The sequence below is a fragment of the Promicromonospora sukumoe 327MFSha3.1 genome, from assembly GCF_000385135.1.
In the GTDB taxonomy this organism is placed as follows: domain Bacteria; phylum Actinomycetota; class Actinomycetes; order Actinomycetales; family Cellulomonadaceae; genus Promicromonospora; species Promicromonospora sukumoe_B.
In genome coordinates this window covers 617,663-642,267 of the sequence record NZ_ARQM01000011.1, presented here as the reverse complement: position 1 = coordinate 642,267, position 24,605 = coordinate 617,663, and the positions used below count along the sequence as shown (strand labels likewise).

At 69.0% G+C, this 24,605-nt stretch carries 17 protein-coding genes; all 17 read right to left on the bottom strand.

Going from position 1 to position 24,605, the window contains the following annotated elements; genetic code table 11:
* Positions 1 to 29 precede the first annotated feature (29 nt).
* A complete protein-coding gene (rpsS, locus tag H291_RS30490) occupies positions 30 to 311 on the bottom strand; it encodes a 30S ribosomal protein S19 (RefSeq protein ID WP_020016117.1) in 282 nt (93 codons plus the stop codon).
* A gap of 14 nt (positions 312 to 325) precedes the next feature.
* A complete protein-coding gene (rplB, locus tag H291_RS0116515; RefSeq protein WP_020016116.1) occupies positions 326 to 1,162 on the bottom strand; it encodes a 50S ribosomal protein L2 in 837 nt (278 codons plus the stop codon).
* A 31-nt stretch (positions 1,163 to 1,193) separates the two neighbouring features.
* Positions 1,194 to 1,496 (bottom strand): 50S ribosomal protein L23, encoded by a 303-nt coding sequence (rplW, locus tag H291_RS0116510; RefSeq protein ID WP_020016115.1) that lies wholly within the window; start codon positions 1,494 to 1,496, stop codon positions 1,194 to 1,196.
* Complete coding sequence (gene rplD, locus H291_RS0116505; RefSeq protein ID WP_020016114.1) at positions 1,493 to 2,185, bottom strand: 50S ribosomal protein L4; 693 nt, start codon at positions 2,183 to 2,185, stop codon at positions 1,493 to 1,495. The genes rplW and rplD overlap by 4 nt, the downstream gene beginning before the upstream one ends.
* A gap of 5 nt (positions 2,186 to 2,190) precedes the next feature.
* Entirely contained in the window at positions 2,191 to 2,844 is a 654-nt protein-coding gene (rplC, locus tag H291_RS0116500) for a 50S ribosomal protein L3 (RefSeq protein WP_020016113.1), read from the bottom strand.
* A gap of 16 nt (positions 2,845 to 2,860) precedes the next feature.
* Positions 2,861 to 3,169 carry a 30S ribosomal protein S10 gene (gene rpsJ, locus H291_RS0116495; RefSeq protein WP_019146773.1) on the bottom strand — a complete coding sequence of 103 codons (309 nt, stop codon included), beginning with the start codon at positions 3,167 to 3,169 and terminating at the stop codon, positions 2,861 to 2,863.
* 524 nt (positions 3,170 to 3,693) lie between these two features.
* Positions 3,694 to 4,890 (bottom strand): elongation factor Tu, encoded by a 1,197-nt coding sequence (gene tuf / locus H291_RS0116490; RefSeq protein WP_020016112.1) that lies wholly within the window; start codon positions 4,888 to 4,890, stop codon positions 3,694 to 3,696.
* A gap of 122 nt (positions 4,891 to 5,012) precedes the next feature.
* Positions 5,013 to 7,115, bottom strand: a complete 2,103-nt coding sequence (gene fusA, locus H291_RS0116485) for an elongation factor G (RefSeq protein WP_026365831.1) — start codon at positions 7,113 to 7,115, stop codon at positions 5,013 to 5,015.
* 96 nt (positions 7,116 to 7,211) lie between these two features.
* The gene (gene rpsG / locus H291_RS0116480; RefSeq protein WP_020016110.1) at positions 7,212 to 7,682 is read right to left on the bottom strand and encodes a 30S ribosomal protein S7; all 471 of its coding nucleotides are present in this window, start codon (positions 7,680 to 7,682) and stop codon (positions 7,212 to 7,214) included.
* Positions 7,682 to 8,056 (bottom strand): 30S ribosomal protein S12, encoded by a 375-nt coding sequence (rpsL, locus tag H291_RS0116475; RefSeq protein WP_020016109.1) that lies wholly within the window; start codon positions 8,054 to 8,056, stop codon positions 7,682 to 7,684. Before rpsL ends, rpsG begins: the two co-directional genes overlap by 1 nt.
* A gap of 430 nt (positions 8,057 to 8,486) precedes the next feature.
* Positions 8,487 to 12,371: a DNA-directed RNA polymerase subunit beta' gene (locus tag H291_RS0116470; RefSeq protein ID WP_020016108.1), complete on the bottom strand. Its 3,885-nt coding sequence runs from the start codon at positions 12,369 to 12,371 to the stop codon at positions 8,487 to 8,489.
* A 77-nt stretch (positions 12,372 to 12,448) separates the two neighbouring features.
* The gene (gene rpoB, locus H291_RS0116465) at positions 12,449 to 15,961 is read right to left on the bottom strand and encodes a DNA-directed RNA polymerase subunit beta (RefSeq protein ID WP_026365830.1); all 3,513 of its coding nucleotides are present in this window, start codon (positions 15,959 to 15,961) and stop codon (positions 12,449 to 12,451) included.
* Between the two features lie 417 nt (positions 15,962 to 16,378).
* Positions 16,379 to 16,765, bottom strand: a complete 387-nt coding sequence (rplL, locus tag H291_RS0116460; protein ID WP_020016106.1) for a 50S ribosomal protein L7/L12 — start codon at positions 16,763 to 16,765, stop codon at positions 16,379 to 16,381.
* A gap of 84 nt (positions 16,766 to 16,849) precedes the next feature.
* Positions 16,850 to 17,380: a 50S ribosomal protein L10 gene (gene rplJ / locus H291_RS0116455; RefSeq protein ID WP_020016105.1), complete on the bottom strand. Its 531-nt coding sequence runs from the start codon at positions 17,378 to 17,380 to the stop codon at positions 16,850 to 16,852.
* A gap of 294 nt (positions 17,381 to 17,674) precedes the next feature.
* Complete coding sequence (locus H291_RS0116450; protein WP_020016104.1) at positions 17,675 to 20,272, bottom strand: CHAT domain-containing protein; 2,598 nt, start codon at positions 20,270 to 20,272, stop codon at positions 17,675 to 17,677.
* Between the two features lie 141 nt (positions 20,273 to 20,413).
* Positions 20,414 to 23,032, bottom strand: coding sequence for a CHAT domain-containing protein (locus tag H291_RS0116445; RefSeq protein ID WP_020016103.1), 2,619 nt, complete (start codon positions 23,030 to 23,032; stop codon positions 20,414 to 20,416).
* Between the two features lie 4 nt (positions 23,033 to 23,036).
* The gene (locus H291_RS32680) at positions 23,037 to 24,563 is read right to left on the bottom strand and encodes a S8 family peptidase (protein WP_020016102.1); all 1,527 of its coding nucleotides are present in this window, start codon (positions 24,561 to 24,563) and stop codon (positions 23,037 to 23,039) included.
* Positions 24,564 to 24,605 lie beyond the last annotated feature (42 nt).

Here is a 24,605-nt window from a genome sequence, read left to right as displayed (position 1 = left end):
ACTGCTGTTGGGTGGGGTGACCCCACGCCTCAGCGGCGACGACCCTTCCTGTCGTCCTTCACGTGGCCGCGGAAGGTCCGCGTGGGAGCGAACTCGCCGAGCTTGTGGCCGACCATCGCCTCGGTCACGAAGACCGGGACGTGCTTGCGACCGTCGTGCACGGCAAAGGTGTGACCGAGAAAGTCGGGCGTGACGACCGACCGACGGGACCAGGTCTTGATGACGTTCTTGGTCCCCTTCTCGTTCTGGACGTCCACCTTCTTCTGGAGGTGGCCGTCGACGAAGGGGCCCTTCTTCAGGCTACGAGGCATGTTTCAGGCTCCTATCAGCGCTTCTTGCCGGTACGACGGCGACGGACGATCATCCGGTCGCTCGACTTGTTCGGACGGCGGGTACGACCCTCCGCCTGGCCCCAGGGGCTGACCGGGTGACGACCACCGGACGTCTTACCCTCACCACCACCGTGGGGGTGGTCGACCGGGTTCATGGCGACACCGCGGACGGTCGGGCGCTTGCCCTTCCAGCGCATACGGCCGGCCTTGCCCCAGTTGATGTTCGACTGCTCGGCGTTGCCGACCTCGCCGACCGTCGCGCGGCAGCGCAGGTCGACGTTGCGGATCTCGCCGGACGGCATGCGCAGCTGCGCGTACGGGCCGTCCTTGGCAACGAGCTGCACCGACGCACCGGCCGAGCGGGCGATCTTCGCGCCGCCACCGGGCCGGAGCTCGATGGCGTGGATGACCGTACCGGTCGGGATGTTGCGCAGCGGCAGGTTGTTGCCGGGCTTGATGTCGGCGCCTGCACCGGCCTCGATGCGGTCGCCCTGCGACAGCTTGTTCGGCGCGATGATGTAGCGCTTCTCGCCGTCCGCGTAGTGCAGGAGCGCGATGCGAGCCGTGCGGTTGGGGTCGTACTCGATGTGAGCGACCTTCGCGGGCACGCCGTCCTTGTCGTGGCGACGGAAGTCGATGACGCGGTAGGCGCGCTTGTGGCCACCGCCCTTGTGCCGCGTCGTGATACGACCGGTGTTGTTACGGCCACCGGTCTTGCTCAGCGGCCGGATCAGAGACTTCTCCGGCTGCGAGCGCGTGACCTCGACGAAGTCGGCGACGCTGGAGCCGCGGCGGCCGGGCGTCGTCGGCTTGTACTTACGGATTCCCATGGAAACCTGTCCTCAATCGTCTCTCGTCAGCTCAGCCGACCGGACCGCCGAAGATGTCGATCGTTCCCTCGCGGAGGGTGACGATCGCACGCTTCGTGTCCTTGCGCTTGCCGAGGCCGAAACGCGTGCGACGCGTCTTGCCCTTGCGGTTGATCGTGTTCACCGAAGCGACCTTGACGCTGAAGACCTTCTCGATCGCGATCTTGATCTCGGTCTTGTTGGCGCTCGGGTCCACGATGAAGGTGTACTTGCCCTCGTCGAGAAGGTTGTAGCTCTTCTCGGAGACGACCGGCGCGAGCAGGATGTCGCGCGGGTCCTTCACGGTGACGCTCACTTGGCGGTCTCCTCAGCGGTCTCGGCCTCGGCCTCCGTGGCGACAGCCTTCGCGCCCTTGGCGGGGCCCTCGAGGAACGCGGCGAGCGCGCCCTCGGTGAAGATCACGTCGTCGGAGACGAGCACGTCGTAGGTGTTCAGCTGGTCAGCGACCAGGAGGTGCACCTCGGGAACGTTGCGGAGCGACTTGACCGTGGTCTCGTCCTCACGCAGCGTCACGACGAGCACGTTCTCGCGCTCCGTGAACTTCTTGATCGTGGCGAGCGCCGTCTTGGTCGACGGGACGCCCTCGATGCCGAAGCCGGCGACGACGTGAACGCGACCGGCGCGGGCGCGGTCGGAGAGCGCACCGCGGAGAGCGGCGGCCTTCATCTTCTTCGGGGTGCGCTGGTCGTACTTGCGCGGCTGCGGGCCGTGGACGGTGCCACCACCGGCGAACTGCGGGGCGCGCGTCGAACCCTGGCGGGCGCGACCGGTGCCCTTCTGCTTGTACGGCTTGCGGCCACCACCACGGACCTCGCCACGAGTCTTCGTGGAGGCCGTGCCCTGGCGGGCGGCTGCGCGCTGCGCAACGACCACCTGGTGGATCAGCGGGACGTTCACGGCGACGTCGAACACCTCAGAGGGGAGCTCGGCGGTGCCGGACTTCTTGCCCTGGGCGTCCAGGACGTCGACAGTCAGAGCGGTCATCGGTTTCACGCTCCCTTCGCGGCGTTACGCACGAGGACGACGCCACCCTTGGGGCCGGGAACCGCGCCCTTGACGAGCAGCAGACCCTTCTCGGCGTCGACCGCGTGAACGGTCAGGTTCTGGGTGGTCTGACGGGCGTTACCCATCCGACCGGCCATCCGCAGGCCCTTGAAGACTCGCGACGGCGTCGAGGCGCCACCGATCGAGCCGGGCTTGCGGTGGTTGCGGTGCGCACCGTGCGAGGCGCCCACGCCGGAGAAGCCGTGACGCTTCATGACACCGGCGGTGCCCTTGCCCTTGGTGGTACCGACCACGTCGACCAGGGCGCCGGCCTCGAAGGCCTCGGCGGTGATCTCCTGGCCGAGCGTGAACTCGGACGCGTTCTCGGTGCGAACCTCGGCCACGTGACGGCGCGGCGTCACGCCGGCCTTCTCGAAGTGGCCCTTGAGGGGCTTGGTGACCTTGCGGGGGTCGACCTGGCCGGCCGCGAGCTGAACAGCCGCGTAGCCGTCGGCGTCCACCGTACGGATCTGGGTCACCACGTTGGTGCCCACGGAGACCACGGTCACCGGCACGAGGCGACCGGCCTCGTCCCAGAGCTGGGTCATACCAAGCTTCGTGCCGAGCAACGCGGTCACGTTCTTCTGCTGGTTGGTCATGATGTCCCCTCCAGCCTCAGAGCTTGATCTCGATGTTCACGTCCGCCGGCAGGTCGAGTCGCATGAGCGAGTCGACGGCCTTGGGCGTGGGATCGATGATGTCGATGAGCCGCTTGTGCGTACGCATCTCGAAGTGCTCGCGGCTGTCCTTGTACTTGTGAGGCGACCGGATCACAACGAAGACGTTCTTCTCCGTCGGCAGCGGCACCGGACCCACGACCGTCGCACCAGCGCGAGTGACCGTGTCGACGATCTTGCGCGCCGAACTGTCGATCACCTCGTGGTCGTAGGACTTGAGCCGGATGCGGATCTTCTGTCCCGCCATGGCGTCGTCTGACTCTCTCTCTCGAACCGCTACTGTCCGACCCACGCACTCGGGCGTGTCGCTTAGAGCGGCACAGCCGGGCGCAGAACACCATTGCTGGCGTCAGGGCCGTTGGGAAGTGATCTGACCCAGCTGTACAGCCGGACCGACCACGACGTTTGCCGAGCCTGCTCGGAACAGTGCCTCCGGAATTCCGGAGAACGTGTGCTCCGCGGGGCGCCCATACGCATCAAACAGCAGGCGATAAACCCCGCGACCCCTCGTCCGGATTACCCCGGGAGGGTGACCGCTCCAGCCTCTGCCGGCCCTCAACGATCCGGGGCCTGGGCTGCGGTTCTGCACACTGTTCGACACTTGAAAGAGCGCGCCTGTGACAGGCAACTATGCAATCTTGCCATACGACTTGGCATGAGCCAAACGCAAGGCGGTGTGATGCCCACTACTCAAGCAACAGGGCCCGGACGCCGAAGCGCCCGGGCCCCATTGTTCAGCTGACTTCCGTCAGATGAGCTCGTGCTCCAAGATCACTTGAGGATCTTGGTCACACGGCCGGAGCCGACCGTGCGGCCACCCTCGCGGATGGCGAAGCCCAGGCCCTCCTCCATGGCGATCGGCTGGATCAGCTCGACCGTCATCTCGGTGTTGTCGCCGGGCATGACCATCTCGGTGCCCTCGGGCAGCGTGATGACGCCGGTGACGTCCGTGGTGCGGAAGTAGAACTGCGGGCGGTAGTTCGAGTAGAACGGGTTGTGACGGCCACCCTCGTCCTTGCCCAGGATGTAGACCTGAGCCTCGAAGTTCGTGTGCGGGGTGATGGAACCCGGCTTCACGACGACCTGGCCACGCTCGACGTCCTCGCGCTTGATGCCACGCAGGAGGAGACCGGTGTTGTCGCCGGCCTGCGCCTGGTCCATCTGCTTGTGGAACGTCTCGATGCCCGTGACGGTGGTCTTCTGCGGGACGCGGATACCCACGATCTCGACATCGGAGTTGATGTCCAGGGTTCCACGCTCGACCTTGCCGGTGACGACGGTGCCACGACCGGTGATCGTGAAGACGTCCTCGATCGGCATGAGGAACGGCTTGTCGAGGTCGCGCTCCGGCTCCGGAACGTTCTCGTCGACGGCGTCCATCAGCTCGACGATCTTCTCGACCCACTCCGGGTCGCCCTCGAGAGCCTTGAGGCCCGAGACGCGAACGACCGGGGCGTTGTCGCCGTCGAACTCCTGCGACGACAGCAGCTCGCGGACCTCCATCTCGACGAGCTCGAGGATCTCCTCGTCGTCGACCATGTCGGACTTGTTGAGCGCGACGAGCAGGTAGGGCACGCCGACCTGACGGGCGAGCAGCACGTGCTCACGCGTCTGGGCCATCGGGCCGTCGGTCGCGGCGACCACCAGGATCGCGCCGTCCATCTGGGCGGCACCGGTGATCATGTTCTTGATGTAGTCGGCGTGACCCGGAGCGTCGACGTGCGCGTAGTGGCGCTTCGGCGTCTCGTACTCGATGTGCGCGATGTTGATCGTGATACCGCGCTGCTTCTCCTCCGGCGCGGCGTCGATCTCGTCGAAGTTGCGCTGCGTGTTCGCCGGGAGCTCCGGGTACTTGTCCGCAAGCGTCTTCGAGATCGCGGCGGTCAGCGTCGTCTTACCGTGGTCGACGTGACCGATCGTGCCGATGTTGACGTGCGGCTTGGTCCGCTCGAACTTGGCCTTAGCCACTGGGGTCCTCCTGGGACTTGGGTAGATGTTCCGAACGTTGCAGATGTCCGGCCAAGAAGCCTACAACTGCGGGGCGTGCGGTTTTTCCTACAGGTTGGTTGTGCGGGTCGACCTGTGGGGACTCACTCGCCCCGGGTCTTCTTGATGATCTCTTCGGCAACTGCCTTGGGAACCTCGGCGTAGCTGTCGAACTGCATCGAGTACACCGCGCGACCCTGGGTCTTCGACCGGAGGTCACCGATGTAACCGAACATCTCGCTCAGCGGCACCTGGGCGCGAACGACCTTCACACCGGTCGCGTCCTCCATGGACTGGATCATGCCACGACGAGAGTTGATGTCGCCGATCACGTCGCCCATGTACTCCTCGGGCGTACGCACCTCGACGGCCATGACCGGCTCGAGCAGGACAGGGTCGGCGCGCTTGACGCCTTCCTTGAAGACCATCGAACCGGCAATCTTGAACGCCATCTCCGAGGAGTCGACGTCGTGGTACGCACCGTCGATCAGCGTCGCCTTCACGCCGACGACCGGGAAGCCCGCCAGCACACCCTGCTGCATGGCCGACTGGATACCGGCGTCGACCGACGGGATGTACTCGCGCGGGATGCGGCCACCGGTGACGGCGTTCTCGAACTCGTAGAGCTCGCCCTCCGACGTCTCCAGCGGCGCGAAGGTCACCTGGACCTTGGCGAACTGGCCGGAACCACCGGTCTGCTTCTTGTGCGTGTAGTCGATCTTCTCCGCCGTGCGGCGGATCGTCTCGCGGTACGCGACCTGCGGCTTGCCGACGTTCGCCTCGACCTTGAACTCGCGACGCATGCGGTCGACGAGGATGTCGAGGTGGAGCTCGCCCATGCCGCCGATGACGGTCTGGCCGGTCTCGTCGTCCAGCTTGACGCGGAAGGTCGGGTCCTCCTGCGCGAGCTTCTGGATGGCGGTCGACAGCTTCTCCTGGTCGGCCTTCGTCTTCGGCTCGATGGCCACGTCGATGACGGGCTCCGGGAAGCTCATCGACTCGAGGATGACCTGGTTCGCCGGGTCCGACAGGGTGTCACCGGTGGTGACGTCCTTGAGCCCGATGAACGCGTAGATGTGGCCGGCGTGCGCCTCTTCGACCGGGTTCTCCTTGTTGGAGTGCATCTGGAAGAGCTTCCCGATGCGCTCCTTCTTGCCCTTGGTCGAGTTCTGCACCTGGGCGCCCTGCGCGACCTTGCCCGAGTAGACGCGGACGTAGGTCAGCTTGCCGAAGAACGGGTGCGTGGCGACCTTGAAAGCGAGAGCCGAGAACGGCTCCGACTCCTCGGGGCGACGCTCGATGACCTTCTCGGCGTCCTTGACGTCGTGGCCCTGGACGGCCGGGACGTCGAGCGGCGACGGGAGGTAGTCGATGACGGCGTCGAGCATGGGCTGCACGCCCTTGTTCTTGAACGCCGAGCCGCACAGGACCGGGAAGGCCGAGGACGAGATGACGAGCTTGCGGATGCCGCTCTTGATCTCGGCGATCGACAGCTCCTCGCCACCGAGGAACTTCTCGAGCAGCTCGTCGTCAGCCTCGGCGACGGCCTCGATGAGCTCGGCGCGGTACTGCTGCGCCTTCTCGACGAGGTCGGCCGGGATCTCCTCGACCTCGTACTCCTCGCCCATCTTGGTGTCGCCGCGCCACGTGAGCGCCTTCATCTCGATGAGGTCGACGACGCCCTCGAAGTCGTTCTCCGACCCGATGGGGAGCTGGATGACCAGCGGCTTCGCCTTGAGGCGCTCCACGATGGTCTTCACGGTGAAGTAGAAGTCCGCACCGAGCTTGTCCATCTTGTTGACGAAGCAGATGCGCGGGACGTCGTACTTGTCCGCCTGCCGCCACACCGTCTCGGACTGGGGCTCGACACCCTCCTTGCCGTCGAACACGGCAACCGCGCCGTCGAGCACGCGGAGCGACCGCTCCACCTCGACCGTGAAGTCGACGTGGCCCGGCGTGTCGATGATGTTGATCTGGTTGTTCTTCCAGTAGCAGGTCGTCGCGGCGGACGTGATCGTGATGCCGCGCTCCTGCTCCTGCTCCATCCAGTCCATCGTCGACGCACCGTCGTGCGTCTCACCGATCTTGTAGTTCACACCCGTGTAGAACAGGATGCGCTCGGTCGTCGTGGTCTTTCCGGCATCGATGTGGGCCATGATGCCGATGTTGCGGACCTTGTTCAGGTCGGTCAGCACGTCGAGTGCCACGGTGTCTTACCCCTTGGTCTAAAGGTGGGCTTGGGTGGCCGGCGGTACTGCATCCACCGACGGCCCCGGGGGTGACCCGGGGCCGCTCGGAAGCTACTACCAGCGGTAGTGCGCGAAGGCCTTGTTGGAGTCGGCCATCTTGTGCATGTCCTCGCGGCGCTTGACCGCGGCACCGAGACCGTTCGACGCGTCGAGGATCTCGTTCATCAGACGCTCGGTCATCGTCTTCTCGCGGCGAGCGCGGGAGAAGTCGGTGAGCCAGCGGAGCGCGAGCGTGGTGGCACGCGTCGGGCGCACGTCGACCGGCACCTGGTAGGTGGCGCCACCGACACGGCGGGAACGCACCTCGAGGGCGGGACGGACGTTGTCGAGCGCGCGCTTCAGGACCACGACAGGGTCGCCGTCGGTCTTGGCGCGGACACCCTCGAGGGCGCCGTAGACGATCGCCTCGGCGGTCGACTTCTTGCCGTCGAGCAGGACCTTGTTGATCAGCTGCGTGACAACCGGGGACCCGTAGACGGGGTCGACGATGAGCGGCCGCTTCGGGGCCGGACCCTTGCGGGGCATCAGCTCTTCTCCTTCTTGGCGCCGTAACGGGACCGAGCCTGCTTGCGACCCTTCACGCCCTGCGTGTCGAGCGCGCCACGGACGATCTTGTAGCGGACACCGGGAAGGTCCTTCACACGACCGCCGCGCACGAGCACGATCGAGTGCTCCTGGAGGTTGTGGCCGACACCGGGGATGTACGCGGTGACCTCGACCTGCGAGGAAAGCTTCACGCGGGCGACCTTGCGGAGGGCCGAGTTCGGCTTCTTGGGGGTGGTGGTGTACACGCGGGTGCACACGCCGCGCCGCTGGGGGGAGCCCTTGAGGGCCGGGGTCTTCGACTTCCCGGCCTTCGAGGTCCGCCCCTTGCGGACGAGCTGCTGGATCGTAGGCACTACGTCTCCGTCGTCTTCTTGAGCTTCGGCGACGCCCTGCCGGCGTCCCCGTCAATGGTTCTGGCTTGTGCGTGCCGATCGCATGCGGCACCCACAGGCCCCAGACAGGGACTGCTACGCCACGTACCACCGGCTCGATGGCCCGGCTCCACCATCGGGGCACGACGTGCCCCGGAGGATCTCGCCGGGATGCCCACGCACTCACATCGGCCGCTTTTCCGAAGCTGCCTCGCGGCGGCCTTCAGGAGGTGCGGCCCGACGGCGCGGGCACGAATTCTAAGAATACCTGCGTGTCTACGGGGGGTCAAAACGAATCGGATGTGAGGTGCGCCCCGTAGAACCGCGAAGTAGAGCGCCTGCCCGGCTCTCGCACGGGACGAACCCGTGCGGAGCAGGACAGGCGCTCTACCTCGCGGTCAGCGGACCAGGATCAGCGGAAGTCGCCGAGGTCCAGGTCCTCCAGCGGGATCGCCTCGCCCGAACCCATACCCAGGGTCGGGAAGTCGATCTCGTCGTAGCCGAAGCTCGGGTAGAGCTCGGCCTTGGCCTGCTCGGTGGGCTCGACCTCGACGTTGCGGTAGCGGGGCAGACCCGTACCGGCCGGGATGAGCTTACCGATGATGACGTTCTCCTTGAGGCCGAGCAGCGGGTCACGACGCCCGCTCATCGACGCCTCGGTGAGCACCCGGGTGGTCTCCTGGAAGGAGGCCGCCGAGAGCCACGAGTCGGTCGCGAGCGACGCCTTCGTGATACCCATCAGCTCCGGACGGCCGGCGGCCGGCTGGCCACCCTCCGACACGGCCTTGCGGTTCGCGTCCTCGAAGCGCATGCGCTCCGCGAGCTCACCCGGCAGCAGCTGCGAGTCACCCGAGTCGAGCACGGTCACGCGGCGCAGCATCTGCCGCACGATGACCTCGATGTGCTTGTCGTGGATGTCCACACCCTGGCTGCGGTAGGTCTCCTGGACCTGGTCCACCAGGTGCGTCTGCGTGGCACGGGGGCCGAGGATGCGCAGCACCTTCTTCGGGTCGACGGCACCCTGGACGAGCTGGGTGCCCACGGTGACGTGGTCGCCGTCCGCGATCTTGAGGCGCGCACGCTTCGTGACCGGGTACTTGATCTCCTCGCCACCGTCGTCCGGCGTCAGCACGAGGTGACGCGTCCGCTCGGTGTCCTCGATCGTCACGCGACCCGTGTACTCCGCGATCGGCGCCTCACCCTTGGGGGTGCGGGCCTCGAAGAGCTCGGTGACACGCGGCAGACCCTGCGTGATGTCCTCCGCCGCGGCCACACCACCGGTGTGGAAGGTACGCATCGTCAGCTGCGTGCCCGGCTCACCGATCGACTGCGCCGCGATGATGCCGACGGCCTCGCCGATGTCCACGAGCAGACCCGTGGCCAGGGAGCGGCCGTAGCACTTGGCGCAGGTACCGACGCGGGACTCGCACGTCAGGACCGAACGGACCTTGACGTTCTCGATGCCCGCGGCGATGACCTTGTCGATGATGACGTCGCCGGCGTCCGACCCGGCGGTCGCGATGACGTTGCCGTCGGCGTCCACCACGTCGGTCGCGAAGGTACGCGAGTAGATGCTGGTCTCGACGCGGTCGTCCGGGACGAGCGAGCCGTCCGCGAGCTTCTCCGCCACCGGCAGCGTGAGGCCACGCTCGGTGCCGCAGTCCTCCTCGCGGATGATGACGTCCTGCGAGACGTCCACCAGACGACGGGTCAGGTAACCCGAGTCCGCCGTACGGAGGGCCGTGTCGGCCAGACCCTTACGGGCACCGTGCGTCGCGATGAAGTACTCGAGGACGGACAGGCCCTCGCGGTAGTTGGACTTGATCGGGCGAGGGATGATCTCGCCCTTCGGGTTCGCCACGAGGCCGCGCATACCGGCGATCTGACGGACCTGCATCCAGTTACCGCGGGCGCCCGAACCCACCATGCGCATCACGGTGTTCCGCGCGTTGCTCTCGAGGTTCACCCGCATGGCCGACGCGACCTTGTCGGTCGCCTGGGTCCAGATCTCGATGAGCTCCTGACGGCGCTCGTCGTCGGTGATCAGACCCTTGTCGAACTGCTGCTGGACCTTGAGGGCCCGAGCCTCGTGCTCGTCGAGGATCTCGCCCTTGACGGTCGGGGCCGCGACGTCCGAGATGGCGATCGTGACACCGGAACGCGTGGCCCACCGGTAGCCGGCGTCCTTCAGCGCGTCCAGCGCCGCGGCCACCTCCACCTTCGGGTAGCGCTCGGCGAGGTCGTTGACGATCGTCGAGAGGCGCTTCTTGTCGGCGATCCCGTTCTCGTACGGGTAGTCGACGGGCAGCGTCTCGTTGAACAGGTAGCGGCCGAGCGTGGTGTCGAACAGCAGCTGCTGACCCGGCTCCCAGCCCTCGGGCGCCTCGAAGTCCTTCAGCGGCGGCACCAGGTCGGACATCCGCAGCTTGATCTGCGCGTTGATGTCCAGCTCGCCCCGGTCGAAGGCCATGATGGCCTCGGCCACGGAGCCGAACGCACGACCCTCGCCCACGGCGCCCGGACGGTCGCTCGTGAGGTGGTGCAGACCGATGATCATGTCCTGCGAGGGCATGGTCACCGGACGGCCGTCCGACGGCTTCAGGATGTTGTTGCTCGAGAGCATGAGGATGCGGGCCTCGGCCTGCGCCTCGGCGCTCAGGGGCAGGTGGACAGCCATCTGGTCACCGTCGAAGTCGGCGTTGAACGCGCCGCAGACGAGCGGGTGCAGGTGGATGGCCTTGCCCTCGACGAGCTGCGGCTCGAACGCCTGGATGCCCAGACGGTGCAGCGTCGGCGCACGGTTCAGGAGCACGGGGTGCTCCGTGATGACCTCTTCGAGCACGTCCCAGACGACGGGACGCGTGCGCTCGACCATGCGCTTGGCGCTCTTGATGTTCTGCGCGTGGTTCAGCTCCACGAGCCGCTTCATGACGAACGGCTTGAACAGCTCGAGCGCCATCTGCTTGGGCAGACCGCACTGGTGCAGCTTGAGCTGCGGGCCGACCACGATGACCGAACGGCCCGAGTAGTCGACGCGCTTGCCGAGCAGGTTCTGACGGAACCGGCCCTGCTTGCCCTTGAGCATGTCGGAGATCGACTTCAGCGGACGGTTGCCGGGGCCCGTGACCGGGCGACCGCGGCGGCCGTTGTCGAACAGCGAGTCCACGGCCTCCTGGAGCATCCGCTTCTCGTTGTTGACGATGATCTCCGGCGCGCCCAGGTCCAGGAGCCGCTTGAGGCGGTTGTTCCGGTTGATGACGCGGCGGTACAGGTCGTTCAGGTCCGACGTCGCGAACCGGCCACCGTCGAGCTGCACCATCGGGCGCAGGTCCGGCGGGATGACCGGGACGGCGTCCAGCACCATCGCCGTGGGCGAGTTGGTGGTGGTCAGGAACGCGTTGACGACCTTGAGGCGCTTCAGCGCACGGGTCTTGCGCTGGCCCTTGCCCGAGCGGATGGTCTCGCGCAGCGACTCGGCCTCGGCGTCCAGGTCGAAGTTCTGCAGGCGCTGCTGGATCGCGTTCGCGCCCATCGCACCCTCGAAGTAGGTGCCGTAGCGGTCCTGGAGCTGGCGGTACAGCATCTCGTCGCCCTCGAGGTCGGCGACCTTGAGGTTCTTGAAGCGGTCCCAGACCTGCTCGAGGCGGTCCAGCTCCTGGTCCGAGCGCTTGCGCAGCTGAGCCATCTCGCGCTCGGCCGAGTCGCGCACCTTGCGGCGCGCGTCAGCCTTGGCACCCTCGGCCTCGAGCTCGGCCAGGTCGGCCTCGAGCTTCTGAGCGCGGGTGTTGATGTCGTTGTCCCGGCGGTCGGAGATCTCCTTCTTCTCGAGGTCGATCTCGTTCTGCAGGTTGGGCAGGTCCTCCTGGCGGGCCTCGTCGTCGACCGACGTGATCATGTAGGCCGCGAAGTAGATGACCTTCTCCAGGTCCTTCGGCGCCAGGTCGAGCAGGTAGCCCAGGCGGGACGGCACACCCTTGAAGAACCAGATGTGCGTGACGGGGGCGGCGAGCTCGATGTGGCCCATGCGCTCACGGCGCACCTTGGAGCGCGTGACCTCGACACCACAGCGCTCGCAGATGATGCCCTTGAAGCGCACGCGCTTGTACTTGCCGCAGTAGCACTCCCAGTCGCGGGTCGGACCGAAGATCTTCTCGCAGAAGAGCCCGTCCTTCTCCGGCTTGAGGGTGCGGTAGTTGATGGTCTCTGGCTTCTTGACCTCACCGTGCGACCAGGCACGGATGTCCTCGGCCGTGGCCAGGCCGATACGCAGCTCGTCGAAGACGTTGACGTCGAGCAAGGTGTCCTACTTCCTGAAGTTCTCGAAAATCCTCGGGGTGTCCAGGTCCGCGCCCGGTGCACGGGCGCGGCCTGGTATCAGATCTCGTCGACGCTGGAGGCGGCGTTCGGCCGCCGGGAGAGGTCGATGCCGAGCTCCTCAGCGGCGCGGTACACCTCGTCGTCGGACTCCTTCATCTCGATGGAGACACCGTCGCTCGAGAGCACCTCGACGTTCAGGCACAGCGACTGCATCTCCTTGAGAAGCACCTTGAAGGACTCCGGGATACCCGAGTCGGGGATGTTCTCGCCCTTGACGATCGCCTCGTAGACCTTCACGCGGCCCGGGACGTCGTCGGACTTGATGGTGAGAAGTTCCTGGAGCGTGTACGCGGCGCCGTACGCCTCGAGCGCCCACACCTCCATCTCACCGAAGCGCTGACCACCGAACTGCGCCTTACCACCCAGCGGCTGCTGCGTGATCATCGAGTACGGACCCGTCGAACGCGCGTGGATCTTGTCGTCGACCAGGTGGTGCAGCTTCAGGATGTACATGTAGCCGGTGGAGACGGGCTCCGGGAACGGCTCGCCGGAGCGGCCGTCGAAGAGCTGCGCCTTGCCGTCCTGGTTGACCATCCGCTGACCGTCACGGTTGGGCAGGGTGGCGCCGAAGAGACCGCGGAGCGCGACCTCCTCCAGACCGTCGAACACCGGGGTGGCGACGGGCCGGCTCGGCTCGCTCTTGTGCGCGACCTCGGGCAGGCTCTCCAGCCACTCGCCGCCCTTGTCCTCGGCCAGCGAGACGTCCCAGCCCTGCTTGGCGATCCACCCGAGGTGGGTCTCCAGCACCTGGCCCACGTTCATGCGGCCCGGCACACCCAGCGGGTTCAGGATGACGTCGACGGGCGTGCCGTCCTCGAGGAACGGCATGTCCTCCTGAGGGAGGATCTTCGAGATGACGCCCTTGTTGCCGTGGCGGCCGGCCAGCTTGTCGCCGACGGTGATCTTGCGGCGCTGCGCGATGTACACGCGCACCAGCTGGTTCACGCCGGCGGGCAGCTCGTCGCCGTCCTCCCGGTTGAACTCGCGCACCGCGATGACCGTGCCCTGCTCGCCGTGGGGCACCTTGAGCGAGGTGTCGCGCACCTCGCGCGCCTTCTCGCCGAAGATGGCCCGCAGCAGGCGCTCCTCCGGGGTCAGCTCGGTCTCACCCTTGGGGGTGACCTTGCCGACCAGGATGTCGCCGGCGCCGACCTCGGCACCGATGCGGATCACGCCGCGCTCGTCGAGGTCCGCGAGGACCTCCTCGGAGACGTTCGGGATGTCCCGCGTGATCTCCTCCGGGCCGAGCTTGGTGTCACGCGCGTCGACCTCGTGCTCCTCGATGTGGATCGAGGAGAGGACGTCGTCCTCCACGAGGCGCTGCGACAGGATGATCGCGTCCTCGTAGTTGTGACCCTCCCACGACATGAACGCGACCAGCAGGTTGCGGCCGAGCGCGAGCTCGCCCTCGTCCGTCGCCGGGCCGTCCGCGAGCACGGAGCCGACCTCGACCCGCGCACCCTCGTCGACCAGCACGCGCTGGTTGTAGCTCGTGCCCTGGTTGGAGCGCACGAACTTGTGCACGCGGTACGAGCCCGTCGTGCCGTCGTCGTTCGCCACGAGCACCAGGTCGGCCGAGACCTCGGTGACCACACCGGGCTTGGTCGCCACGATGACGTCGCCGGCGTCGACCGCCGCACGGCGCTCCATGCCGGTACCGACCACGGGGGCCTCGGACCGCACCAGCGGCACGGCCTGACGCTGCATGTTGGCACCCATGAGGGCGCGGTTGGCGTCGTCGTGCTCGAGGAACGGGATCAGGGCCGTCGCGACCGACACCATCTGGCGCGGCGAGATGTCCATGTAGTCGACCTCGGCGCCCGGGATGTCGTTGGTCTCGCCACCCTTCGTGCGGACCAGGACGCGGTCGAGGACGAACGTGCCGTCCTCGAGCAGCGGCGTGTTGGCCTGCGCGATGATGTAGCGGTCCTCGTCATCGGCCGTGAGGTACTCGATGTTGTCGGTGACCTTGCCGTTCTCGACCTTGCGGTACGGCGTCTCGATGAAGCCGAACGGGTTGATGCGACCGAACGACGCCAGCGAGCCGATCAGACCGATGTTCGGACCCTCAGGGGTCTCGATCGGGCACATGCGGCCGTAGTGCGACGGGTGGACGTCACGGACCTCCATGCCGGCGCGGTCACGGGACAGACCACCCGGGCCCAGCGCGTTCAGACGACGCTTGTGCGTCAGACCGGCCAGCGGGTTGTTCTGGTCCATGAACTGCGACAGCTGCGAGGTGCCGAAGAACTCACGGATCGACGCGACGACCGGACGGATGTTGATCAGCGTCTGCGGCGTGATGGCCTCGACGTCCTGCGTGGTCATGCGCTCGCGAACGACGCGCTCCATGCGGGACAGACCCGTGCGCACCTGGTTCTGGATGAGCTCACCCACGGCGCGGATACGGCGGTTGCCGAAGTGGTCGATGTCGTCGGTCTCGACGCGCACCTCGACGGGCTGGCCGTTGCGGACGCCGTCCATGGTGGTCTTGTCCGCGTGCAGCGACGCCAGGTACTTGATCGTGTGGACCACGTCGGTCAGCGACAGCGTGGAGTCGGCGAGCTCCGCGTCGACACCGAGCTTCTTGTTCGCCTTGTAGCGGCCGACCTTCGCGAGGTCGTAGCGCTTCGGGTTGAAGTAGAAGTTCTCGAGCAGCGCGCGACCGGCCTCGACCGTCGGCGGCTCACCCGGGCGGATCTTGCGGTACAGGTCGACCAGGGCCTCGTCCTCGGTGTGGACGTGGTCCTTCTCGAGGGTGTCGAGCACCGACGGGAACTCGGCGAACTGCTCGCGGATCTCGGCCTCGCTCATGCCGAGGGCCTTGAGCAGGACCGTGACGGACTGCTTGCGCTTGCGGTCGACGCGCACGCCGACGGCGTCGCGCTTGTCGATCTCGAACTCGAGCCACGCACCACGCGAGGGGATGATCTTCGCGGAGAAGACGTCCTTGTCGCTGGTCTTGTCCGGGGTGCGCTCGAAGTACACGCCCGGGGAACGCACCAGCTGCGAGACGACGACGCGCTCGGTGCCGTTGATGATGAAGGTGCCGCGCGCGGTCATGAGCGGGAAGTCGCCCATGAACACGGTCTGGCTCTTGATCTCACCGGTGGTGTAGTTGACGAACTCCGCGGTGACGAACAGCGGGGCCGCGTAGGTGAAGTCCTTCTCCTTGCACTCGTCCGCCGTGTACTTCGGCGGCTCGAAGCGGTGGTTCGAGAAGGAGAGGGACATCGAGGAGCCGAAGTCCTCGATCGGGGAGATCTCCTCGAAGATCTCTTCCAGTCCGGAGGTTTCCGGGACATCATTACGACCAGCCGCCTTGGCAGTTTCTACCCGGCCCTGCCAGGCTGGGTTACCAAGGAGCCAGTCGAAGCTCTCGGTCTGCAGGCCAAGCAGGTCGGGGACCTCGAGTGGCTCATAGATCTTTGCGAAAGAAACGCGACGGGAAGCGGTACGGTTCGCAATGGCTTCGGCGGACGGAGCTGAAGGGGTGCGCGAGGCAGCCAAGAGGGGTCCTTCCCTGCAGTTCGGGTGAACGCTGTACGCTCTGCGGTGCTGCAGGAAGCTCTGCCGGACTTCACCGGTCACCGGTGGGCATCCCACCACGAGGGGGATGCGACCAGGACTTTCGGGAAGCAGGGGGAGGCGTCGAGGGCACACGCGGGCGCAAAGCGCTAGCATACCTATCTGGTTCTAGTATGTCCAGTCCCCCTAGGGCCCGCACCTCGAGACTGTGGTAAACCTCGAAACGTTGCGTATCCGCACTGGTGAGGCGTGTGCCGCGGAACCAGGCGCCCGGACGGACGATCCAGAGCACGCGAGAGGCCCGCACCCCGAGGGGTGCGGGCCTCTGCGTTCGGCGGACGGCGCCCGGGACGAGCCCGGGCCGCCGTCACACCAGCCCGAAGGCGGTGGTGCCTGAGGTCACTTGAGGGTGACGGTGGCGCCGGCGCCCTCCAGGGCGGCCTTCGCCTTCTCGGCGGCGTCCTTGTCGGCGCCCTCGAGAACCGGCTTCGGCGCGCCGTCGACCAGGTCCTTGGCCTCCTTCAGGCCGAGGGACGTGAGCGCGCGCACCTCCTTGATGACCTGGATCTTCTTGTCACCGGCGGCCTCGAGGATGACGTCGAACTCCGACTTCTCCTCGGCGGCCTCGGCCGGCGCGCCACCCACGGGGCCGGCAGCAACAGCGGCGACCGGAGCAGCGGCGGTGACGTCGAACTTCTCCTCGAAGGCCTTCACGAAGTCGGAGAGCTCGATGAGCGTGAGCTCCTCGAAGGCGGACAGGAGCTCGTCGGTGGAGAGCTTCGCCATGATGGCGTTCCTTTCAGTTGGCGCTTCGCGGACCGGTTCGAGTCCGCGAGAAGCAGGGGGGTGTGAACTGGCACTGCCACCTGGTCAGGCGGCAGCACCCTCCGATTCCTGCTTCTGACGCAGGGCATCGATGGCACGGGCGACCTGGGCGGGCTTGGCGGTGAAGGCGTAAGCAGCACGCGTCAGCGTGGCCTTCAGACCGCCGGCCACCTTGGCCAGCAGAACCTCGCGGGACTCGAGGTCCGCGAGCTTCGTGATCTCTGCAGCGGACATCGCGGCGCCGTCGAGCACGCCGCCCTTGATGACCAGAGCAGGGTTCGCCTTGGCGAAGTCACGCAGACCCTTCGCAGCCTCGACCGGGTCCCCGGTCACGAATGCGATGGCGGACGGGCCCTTCAGGTCGGCGTCGAGACCCTCGACACCGGCCTCCTTGGCCGCGATCCCCGTCAGCGTGTTCTTCACCACGGCGTAGGTTGCGTTGCCGCTGAGCGACCGACGCAGCTCCTTGAGCTGCGCGACGGTGAGCCCGCGGTACTCGGTCAGCACGGCCGCGTTGGAGTCGCGGAACTTGTCCGCGAGCTCTGCGACAGCGGCTGCCTTGTCCGGCCTCGCCATGGCAATCCTTCCGGTGGTGGTACCACCGTCCCCTGGGGCGCTGGGCCCCGGGCGTCGCCCCGGAACGAGAAAAAGAGCCCCGGCGCAGATGCACGGGGCTCGGTTCGCGCGGCAGGGCCGCTCTCGAGTTCGTCACCTGCGCAGGCCCCCGCTCTCAGCGGGACTTCGGTCTTCTTCCGTCCTGTGCTCTTGACGAGCGGGCGGCGTCGGACGACCGGCGGTCTTGGGTTACCCGAGAACTATACATGGCTCCGCGCGTGCAGCCGCACGCGGCGGGCGGTGGCGTGGGCCACATCAGTGGTCCAGGCCCTCCAGGGACGCGAAGCACACCAGCGGTACCGGCTCGGGCTCGTCCGCGAGCGCCGCCGCGAGCGCGGCCTCGGGGTCGTCGGTGGCGCGCAGGTGGGCGTGGAACCGGGGCATGACGCGCGCGGCGACGGCGTCGGAGAGCGGGGCGACGGCGGCGACGACGGCGCGGGCGCCCAGGCGCAGCAGCACGGACGACAGGCCGAGCACCTCTCCGCCGACCACCTGGGACGAGCCGCCGACCTCGCAGGCCGACAGGACGAGCACCGACCCGGGGAGCCGGGTGCCGTCGAGCTCGTGGGCGAACAGCGGCCCGTCGGCGAGGTCGACGAAGGCGAAGAGCGGGTTGTCGGCGTCGTGCCTGCCGTGGGTGGCCAGGTGCACGATGTCGTGGGTGGCGAGCACGGACCGCACGGCGGCCGTGGTCGCCGCGCTCCCCGTGAGGACCGTGGCGCCCGGCCACACCTCGCCGACGGCCTGGACCTCGCGCGCGCCGAGCGTGACGCCGGGGCCGTACGCGGCCAGCAGCCGGTGCCTGCCTTCGGGGCGGGGGTGCGCGCGGCCGCGTGCCATGAAAGACCGGACGGTCGTGCGCCGGGCGCGCCGGGACGGGAGCGCCGTCCACGGCACGCCGAGCAGGGGCTCGCGGCCCACGACGTACAGCGGGCCGTCGGCGCCCATGGGCGCGGCCAGGAGGCGGTCGAGCGCGCCGAGGTTGCGCGCCAGGGAGCGGCGGGCGGAGTCGCGCAGGGCCGGGGGCACGTGCTCGTTGGCGCACGCGCCGAAGTCGGCGCGGACGCGCAGCACGCGCTCGGTGACCTCGGCCAGCGGTCCGAGGTCCAGGGTGCGGGCGCCGTGCGCGTCGACGCGGACGCAGCGCAGGACGCCGTCGAGCACCAGGTAGTTGGCGACGACGGCGCCGTCGTCGCGGGCGGCGAGCAGGTCGCGGACCTCCGCCGCGGTGGCCGGCCGGTCCTCGGCGGGGCCGGGGTCCGCGCCGGTGCGGTGCCAGGCGCGTTCGCGCGCCGTGGCCAGGAGGCGGCGCGACCGCTCGAAGAGCTGGGCGCGCTCGGCAGCGCTGTCCCGGTCGGTGAGGGTGCGCGCCCGGACGACGAGCCCGCGGGCCTCGGTGACGAGCGCGCCGACGGCGGGCTCGTCGGGCGCGGTGGTACCGCCCATCCCGGCGAACGTGGCCCGGCCGCGTTCGAGCGCCTCGAACAGCCAGTCCGGCCGGCCGGTGCGCAGCGCAGCCTCGACGTCGGTCCGTTGCAGGTCGACGCCGTGCGCCGCGGCGGCGGTCACGGACTCGACCGAGCCGAGGCCCACGCGCTGGTCGGCGAGCAGCCCGAGGCCGGTGCGCACGGCGTCGATGCCGGCGGACCGGTCGCCCGCCGCGAACGCGAGCTGCGCGAGGACGGTCTGCCGCTGGATGCGGGTGGACAGCGGGGCGTCCGCCATCCCGTCGGGCAGGCTGTCGAGGACGGCACGGGCCGCGGCGACGTCGCCGGCCAGCAGGTACCAGTGCGCGGCGACGAACCGCGCGGTCAGGCCGGGGCGCTGTCCGAGCAGCGGGTCCACCTCGTCGCCCGCCTCGGCGGCCTGGAGGGCCTGCTCGGCGCGCCGGCGCGCGTCGCCGGGCACGGGGGCCTCGCCGCGGCGGATCGGCAGGAGGATCGCCTCCAGCTCGGCCACGCGCGCGACGGCGGCGCGCTGCGGGTGGCCGACGCCGACGTAGTACCGCCGGGCGAACGCGGCCGCGGTGCGCGCCTCGTCCCAGCGGTGCAGCGCCATGAGGCAGCGCGCGCGGAAGTACTCGGCCTCGGCGCGGTGCTGGGCGCGGCCGGGGACGACCATGCGGGAGATCGCCTGGGTGAGGACCTGCTCGGCGTCCTCGAGCAGGCCGGCCTCGTAGAGGACGGCACCGCGGCCGATGTCGAGCACGCCGTCGGCGCGCTCCGGGTCGACGGCGCGAGCCGCCGCCATGGCCTGCAGCGCCCCCGGCAGGTCGCCGAGCGCGTACCGGACGAAGCCCGTGTTGTGCAGGGCGAGCGAGGCGATGCCGGGCAGGTCGGCGCGCCCGGCGGCCTCGTGGCAGGCGTCGAAGTCGGCGAGCGCCGCGTCGAGCCGGCCGAGCTCGATGGCGGTCGCGCCGCGGTTCAGCAGCGCGGTCGCGTAGTCGCGCGCGGGGAGCTGGTCCGCGTCGGCGAGCACCCGGTCGAAGGCCGCGAGCGCGTCGGTGAGCCGGCCGGAGCGCTGCAGCAGCAGGCCCCGGGTGCCGTCGACGACGGCGGAGAGCCGCCGGCGGATCCGCCGCGGTGCGGCATCGGCCCGGCCGTCGGCGTCGTCGAGCAGGGCGAGGGGCTTGTCCAGCGTGTCCTCGACGGAGTGGACCGCGACCGCCTGGCCCGCCAGCGACCGCACCATGCCCTCGGCCCAGCGTTCGCGGTCGGTGGTGCCGAGCCCGGCGAGGTCCATGACGCGGAGCCGGTCGAGCACGTCCCGGAACCGTGGCAGTGCGTCGCCGGGCCGCGACCGGGCGTTCAGATCCCGGGCGGCCAGGAGCTCCGCCTCAAGTTCCGGCCACATGCTTGTCCCCTTGCCTCGCGGTGGCCCGAGGGACACCGGGCGGGAAACGATAGCGGGGCGCGGGGCGGCCTGTCATCGTGCGCCGCGACGGTGCAGGTCAGGACGTTGGCCCAGGTGAAGGATTGGGCCTCGCCCGTGAATTCACCCGGCGGCGAGGCCTTCGACCGAGCTGAAGCAGACCAGGGGCACGGGCTCGGCGACGTCGCGGAGCGCGGCCGCGAGCGCCGCCTCGGGGTCGTCGGTCTCGCGCAGGTGGGCGTGCAGGCGGGGCATGACGCGTGCGGCGAGCTCGTCGGAGAGCTTGGCGACCGAGGCGATGACGGCGCGGGCGCCCAGGCGCAGGAGCACCGAGGTCAGGCCGAGAAGCTCGCCGCCGAGCACCTGGGTGGAACCTCCGACCTCGCAGGACGACAGGATCACGACCGAGCCGGGCAGCGGCGTGCCGTCGAGCTCGTGGGCGAACAGCGGGCCGTCGGCGAGCTCGATGCTCGCGAAGAGCGGGTTGTCGGCGTCGTGCTGACCGTGGGTGGCCAGGTGGACGACGTCGTGGGTGGCCAGGGCGGTGCGGACCTGCTCGGTGACGGCGTCCTTGCCGGTCAGGACGGTCGCGCCGGGCCACTGCTCCCCCACGCCGCGCGCCTCGGCGGCGCCGTGGCGGACGCCGGGGCCGGAGGCGGCGAGCAGCCGGTGCTCACCGGTGGGCCGGGCGTGCGCACGGCCGCGCGCGACGTACGAGTTGACGGAGGTGCGCAGGCCGCCGCGGGACGGGAGGGCGGCCCACGGCACGCTGAGCAGGGGCTCGCGGCCGACGACGTAGAGGTCGCCGTCGGCGCGCAGCGGCGCGAGCAGGACGGCGTCGAGCGCCTTGAGGTTGCGGGCCAGCGAGGAAGACGCCGCGGCGCGCAAGGGGGCCGGGATCAGGTCGTTGGCGGCCATCGCGAAGTCGGCGTTCAGGCGGCGGACGTGCTCGATGACCTCGTCGGCGGAGCCGATGTCGACGGTGGTGACGCCGGCGGCGTCTACGCGGACGCAGCGGAGCATGCCGTCCATCGCGACGAAGTTGGCCACGACGGTCTCCTTGCGCGTCCCGGCGAGGACGCCGCGCACCTCGCGGGCGGTGACCGGGCGCTGCGCGGCGCCGGCGTTGCCGGCGTGCCGCCAGGAGCGTTCCCGCACTTCGTCCTGGATGCGGCTCGCGCGACGGGTGAGGCGTTCGCGCTCCTTGGAGTAGCCCGCGCCGAGCTCGCGGGCCCGTGCCAGCAGGCCGCGTGCCTCGGTCAGCAGCGCGGCCGCCTCCGGGTCGTCGGGCGGGGTGACGCGGCCGGTCCCAGCGAACGTGGTGCGACCGCGCTCCAGGGCGTCGAACAGGGCGGCCGGCCTGCCGGTGCGGACCGCCGCGACGACGTCGACGCGGGTCAGGTCGACGCCGTGCGCCGCGGCGGCCGTGACGGACTCGACGGACCCGAGGCGGCTACGGTGGTCGGCGAGCAGGCCCAGGCCCGACCGGACGGCGCGCAGCCCGGTCGCCCGGTCCCCGGTCGCGAAAGCCAGCTCCGCTCGAGCGGTGTAGTGCTGGATCCGCATCGTCAGCGGGGCGTTGACCAGGCCTCGCGGTAGCTCGGCGAGCGTTGACCGCGCCCCGGACCGGTCCCCGGCGAGGAGCAGCCACTGCGCCGCGACCAGCCTCGCCGCGTGACCGGGATGCTGACCGAGCACGGGCCCTGCCGCATCACCCTCGACGGCGACGGCGAGCGCCTGCGCCGCTCTGCGCCGGACGACGGCCTGGGGCAGCGTCTGCGCGTCGTTCCGGACGGGTGCGAGTGCGGCCTCGAGCTCGAGGACACGAGCGAGCGCCGCCCACTGCTCGTAACCGACGGCCAGGAAGTGCTTCCGGGCTCGCACGGCGAGCGCGGCCGCCTCGTCGAAGCGTCGCAGCGCCAGCAGGCACCTGGAGCGAAAGTACTCGGCGATGGCGCGGTCCGTGCGGAGACCGGCCTTGAGCAGCTGCGGTATCGCCTCGCTCAGGAGGGCTTCCGCCTCCTCGAGCAGCCCGACCCCGTAGAGGACCTCGGCGCGCCCCTGCAGCGGAATGCCGTCGTCCTGGTCCGGTGCGAGCTCCCGCGCGGCCGCCATCTCGGCGAGGGCCGCGGGGAGGTCCCCGAGCATGCTCAGATCGAATCCGGCGTTGTGACGGGCGAACGCGACCAGCCTGTGGTTGTCCGACGCCTCGGCGTGGTGAGCAGCGGCCAGGTCGTCTGCCAGCGCCTGGTCGAAGGCGCCGAGGTCCGAATAGGCCACGCCACGATTCAGGTGAGCCATCGCTCGGTCACGATGCGCCTCGTGATGGCTCACCTCGAGCACCCTGTCGAAGAGCGGGATCGCCTCGCGCATCTGACCGGCGTGGAGCAGGATCATTCCTCGCTGCCCGGCCGCGACCGCCTCGACGTGCTCGCGCTCGGACCCGGTGAGGGCGCCCGCCGCGGCAACAGCGTTGTCGAGCGAGGCGATCGCCGCCCTCGCGTCGCCCGACAGCGCGAACTCGGCTTGCGCCAGGCCCATCCAGGACCTCGCGGTGAGCCAGACCCACTCTTCCAGTGCTGTGTCGTCGAGGGCTGCCCGGCCCTCCCGTCCGAGGTCTTCCAGCAGGTCCCGGAACTCACGGAAGGCCACCTTCGGGCGCGCACGAAGGTTCCACTCGCGTGCCCGCTCGAACCGCTCGGTGAGCGCGACCAGATCGATGCTGCCCACCTCCCCGTTCACGACATCAGACTGGCACTCCAGGCATCTCCGAGTAGAGATCGCCGACCTCGACAACAGCATGCCAGGCATCACGGACACGGCCCTGCGGGTCGTGTGCCGGTACTTCTCCGGCGCTGCGCCGCGCATACAGCGCCGCGGCCAGCTGCGCAGCGAGATGCGGTGACGCGAAGGACGTACCGCTCCACGTGCCGAACCCACGCGTGAAGTCGTCCAGATCGATCGTGTGCCGCAAACCGTCCGCAGTCCGCTCGCCCCGCAACGCACCGTCGAACGTCGTAGGCATCGTGCTCAGCACGTTGACCCCGGGGCGCACTGCCGCGACCCACGGTCCGTCGTTGCTGAACGCTGCGAGCGTACCGTCCGGGTTGGATGCTGCGACAGCGATAAGCGGCGTATGTCCCGGCGTCAGGTCGCTCGGGTCCACGGGTGTGGTGCCCTCAGCGGTCCGCCGCACGGGCGGCGCCCAGCCCGCAGGGAACGACTTGCGGGCCGAGCCGTCGTTGCCCGCAGAAACCACCACGAGGACACCGGCTCGGCGGAGGTCACGGAGCCGCCCACGATAGATGCCCTCGTAGTCGTCATCGTCCTCAGGGTGCTCCAGGTAGTAGCCGCTGGCGATCACCACGACATCGACGGGAAAGTAGCCCGGAACGCGAGCGAGGCCTCGCAGATGGAACTCGAGCAGCCTCTCCAGCGAACGCGCGAAGTCCCACTCGGACACCGTTCCCGCACCGCCGTACACGCGAACGGGCAAGATGGCCGCGTCGGGGCAGATCTGGTGCACCACACCGGCGATGAACGTGCCGTGGCCCGCGAAAGTGTCGAGAGGCGATGCGGGGCCGTCCCGGCGGCCGTCCCGTTCGGCGTCGACGTCCTCTTCCGGAAAGGTACCGATCGGCTGACCGTCGAGGAGCGCATCGCGCAGCACCACGGTACGGGGCTCGTCGAACCAGGAGTGGGCACCGATCCCGGTGTCGAGGACGGCGACGACGGGGCGCTCGACTCCCCCGGCCGTCACGAGCGGTGAAGCCCCGTCTGGGGTACGGACCGGCGCGGCACCCGGGTAGACCGCCGGAATGCGTTCGTCGGGGTCGCCGAACCCGCCCTTGTTCTTGTGTCCGGTGATCACGTGGTCCAGCGTCAGCCGAGCCCGGCTCTCGCCGGCGTCCTCTGCGACAGCCACCATGAGCCCCAGCGCGTCCCAGTCGTCCCTCACGTCGTCGAGCCGCACCTCGACGTCGGGCCGCCCGTGGAGCACGCCTGCGCCCGCGCGGGACTGCGCCTGGACGAAGTCGCTGGTCGTCACCGTGATGCCCTGCTCGCGCGCTCGGGTGGTGATCAGGTCCAGCAGCGCGTTGTGGCCGCCCTCGGCGTCGCCGCGGACGATCACACGGTCCTGTACGTATCGGGTCGGCGCGACACGACCGCCGCCCGGGAGCCGGTACGACTCCGGATCGACCTCCCGGACCGGCCGCCACCCCCCGGCGTGGTCACGGACGCGCAGCTCGGGCTCAGGCATGGGCTCGCTCACAGCAATACCTCTCCATCGACGACGATTGCTCGACAGATCCCG

Coding starts and splice junctions, on each gene's coding strand:
- rplJ (WP_020016105.1), bottom strand. CDS start 17,380: ATGGCGAGGCCGGACAAGGCAGCCGCTGTCGCAGAGCTCGCGGACAAG.
- rpsS (WP_020016117.1), bottom strand. CDS start 311: ATGCCTCGTAGCCTGAAGAAGGGCCCCTTCGTCGACGGCCACCTCCAG.
- rplC (WP_020016113.1), bottom strand. CDS start 2,844: ATGACCAACCAGCAGAAGAACGTGACCGCGTTGCTCGGCACGAAGCTT.
- rpsJ (WP_019146773.1), bottom strand. CDS start 3,169: ATGGCGGGACAGAAGATCCGCATCCGGCTCAAGTCCTACGACCACGAG.
- rpsG (WP_020016110.1), bottom strand. CDS start 7,682: ATGCCCCGCAAGGGTCCGGCCCCGAAGCGGCCGCTCATCGTCGACCCC.
- H291_RS0116450 (WP_020016104.1), bottom strand. CDS start 20,272: ATGTGGCCGGAACTTGAGGCGGAGCTCCTGGCCGCCCGGGATCTGAAC.
- rplL (WP_020016106.1), bottom strand. CDS start 16,765: ATGGCGAAGCTCTCCACCGACGAGCTCCTGTCCGCCTTCGAGGAGCTC.
- rplD (WP_020016114.1), bottom strand. CDS start 2,185: ATGACCGCTCTGACTGTCGACGTCCTGGACGCCCAGGGCAAGAAGTCC.
- rplB (WP_020016116.1), bottom strand. CDS start 1,162: ATGGGAATCCGTAAGTACAAGCCGACGACGCCCGGCCGCCGCGGCTCC.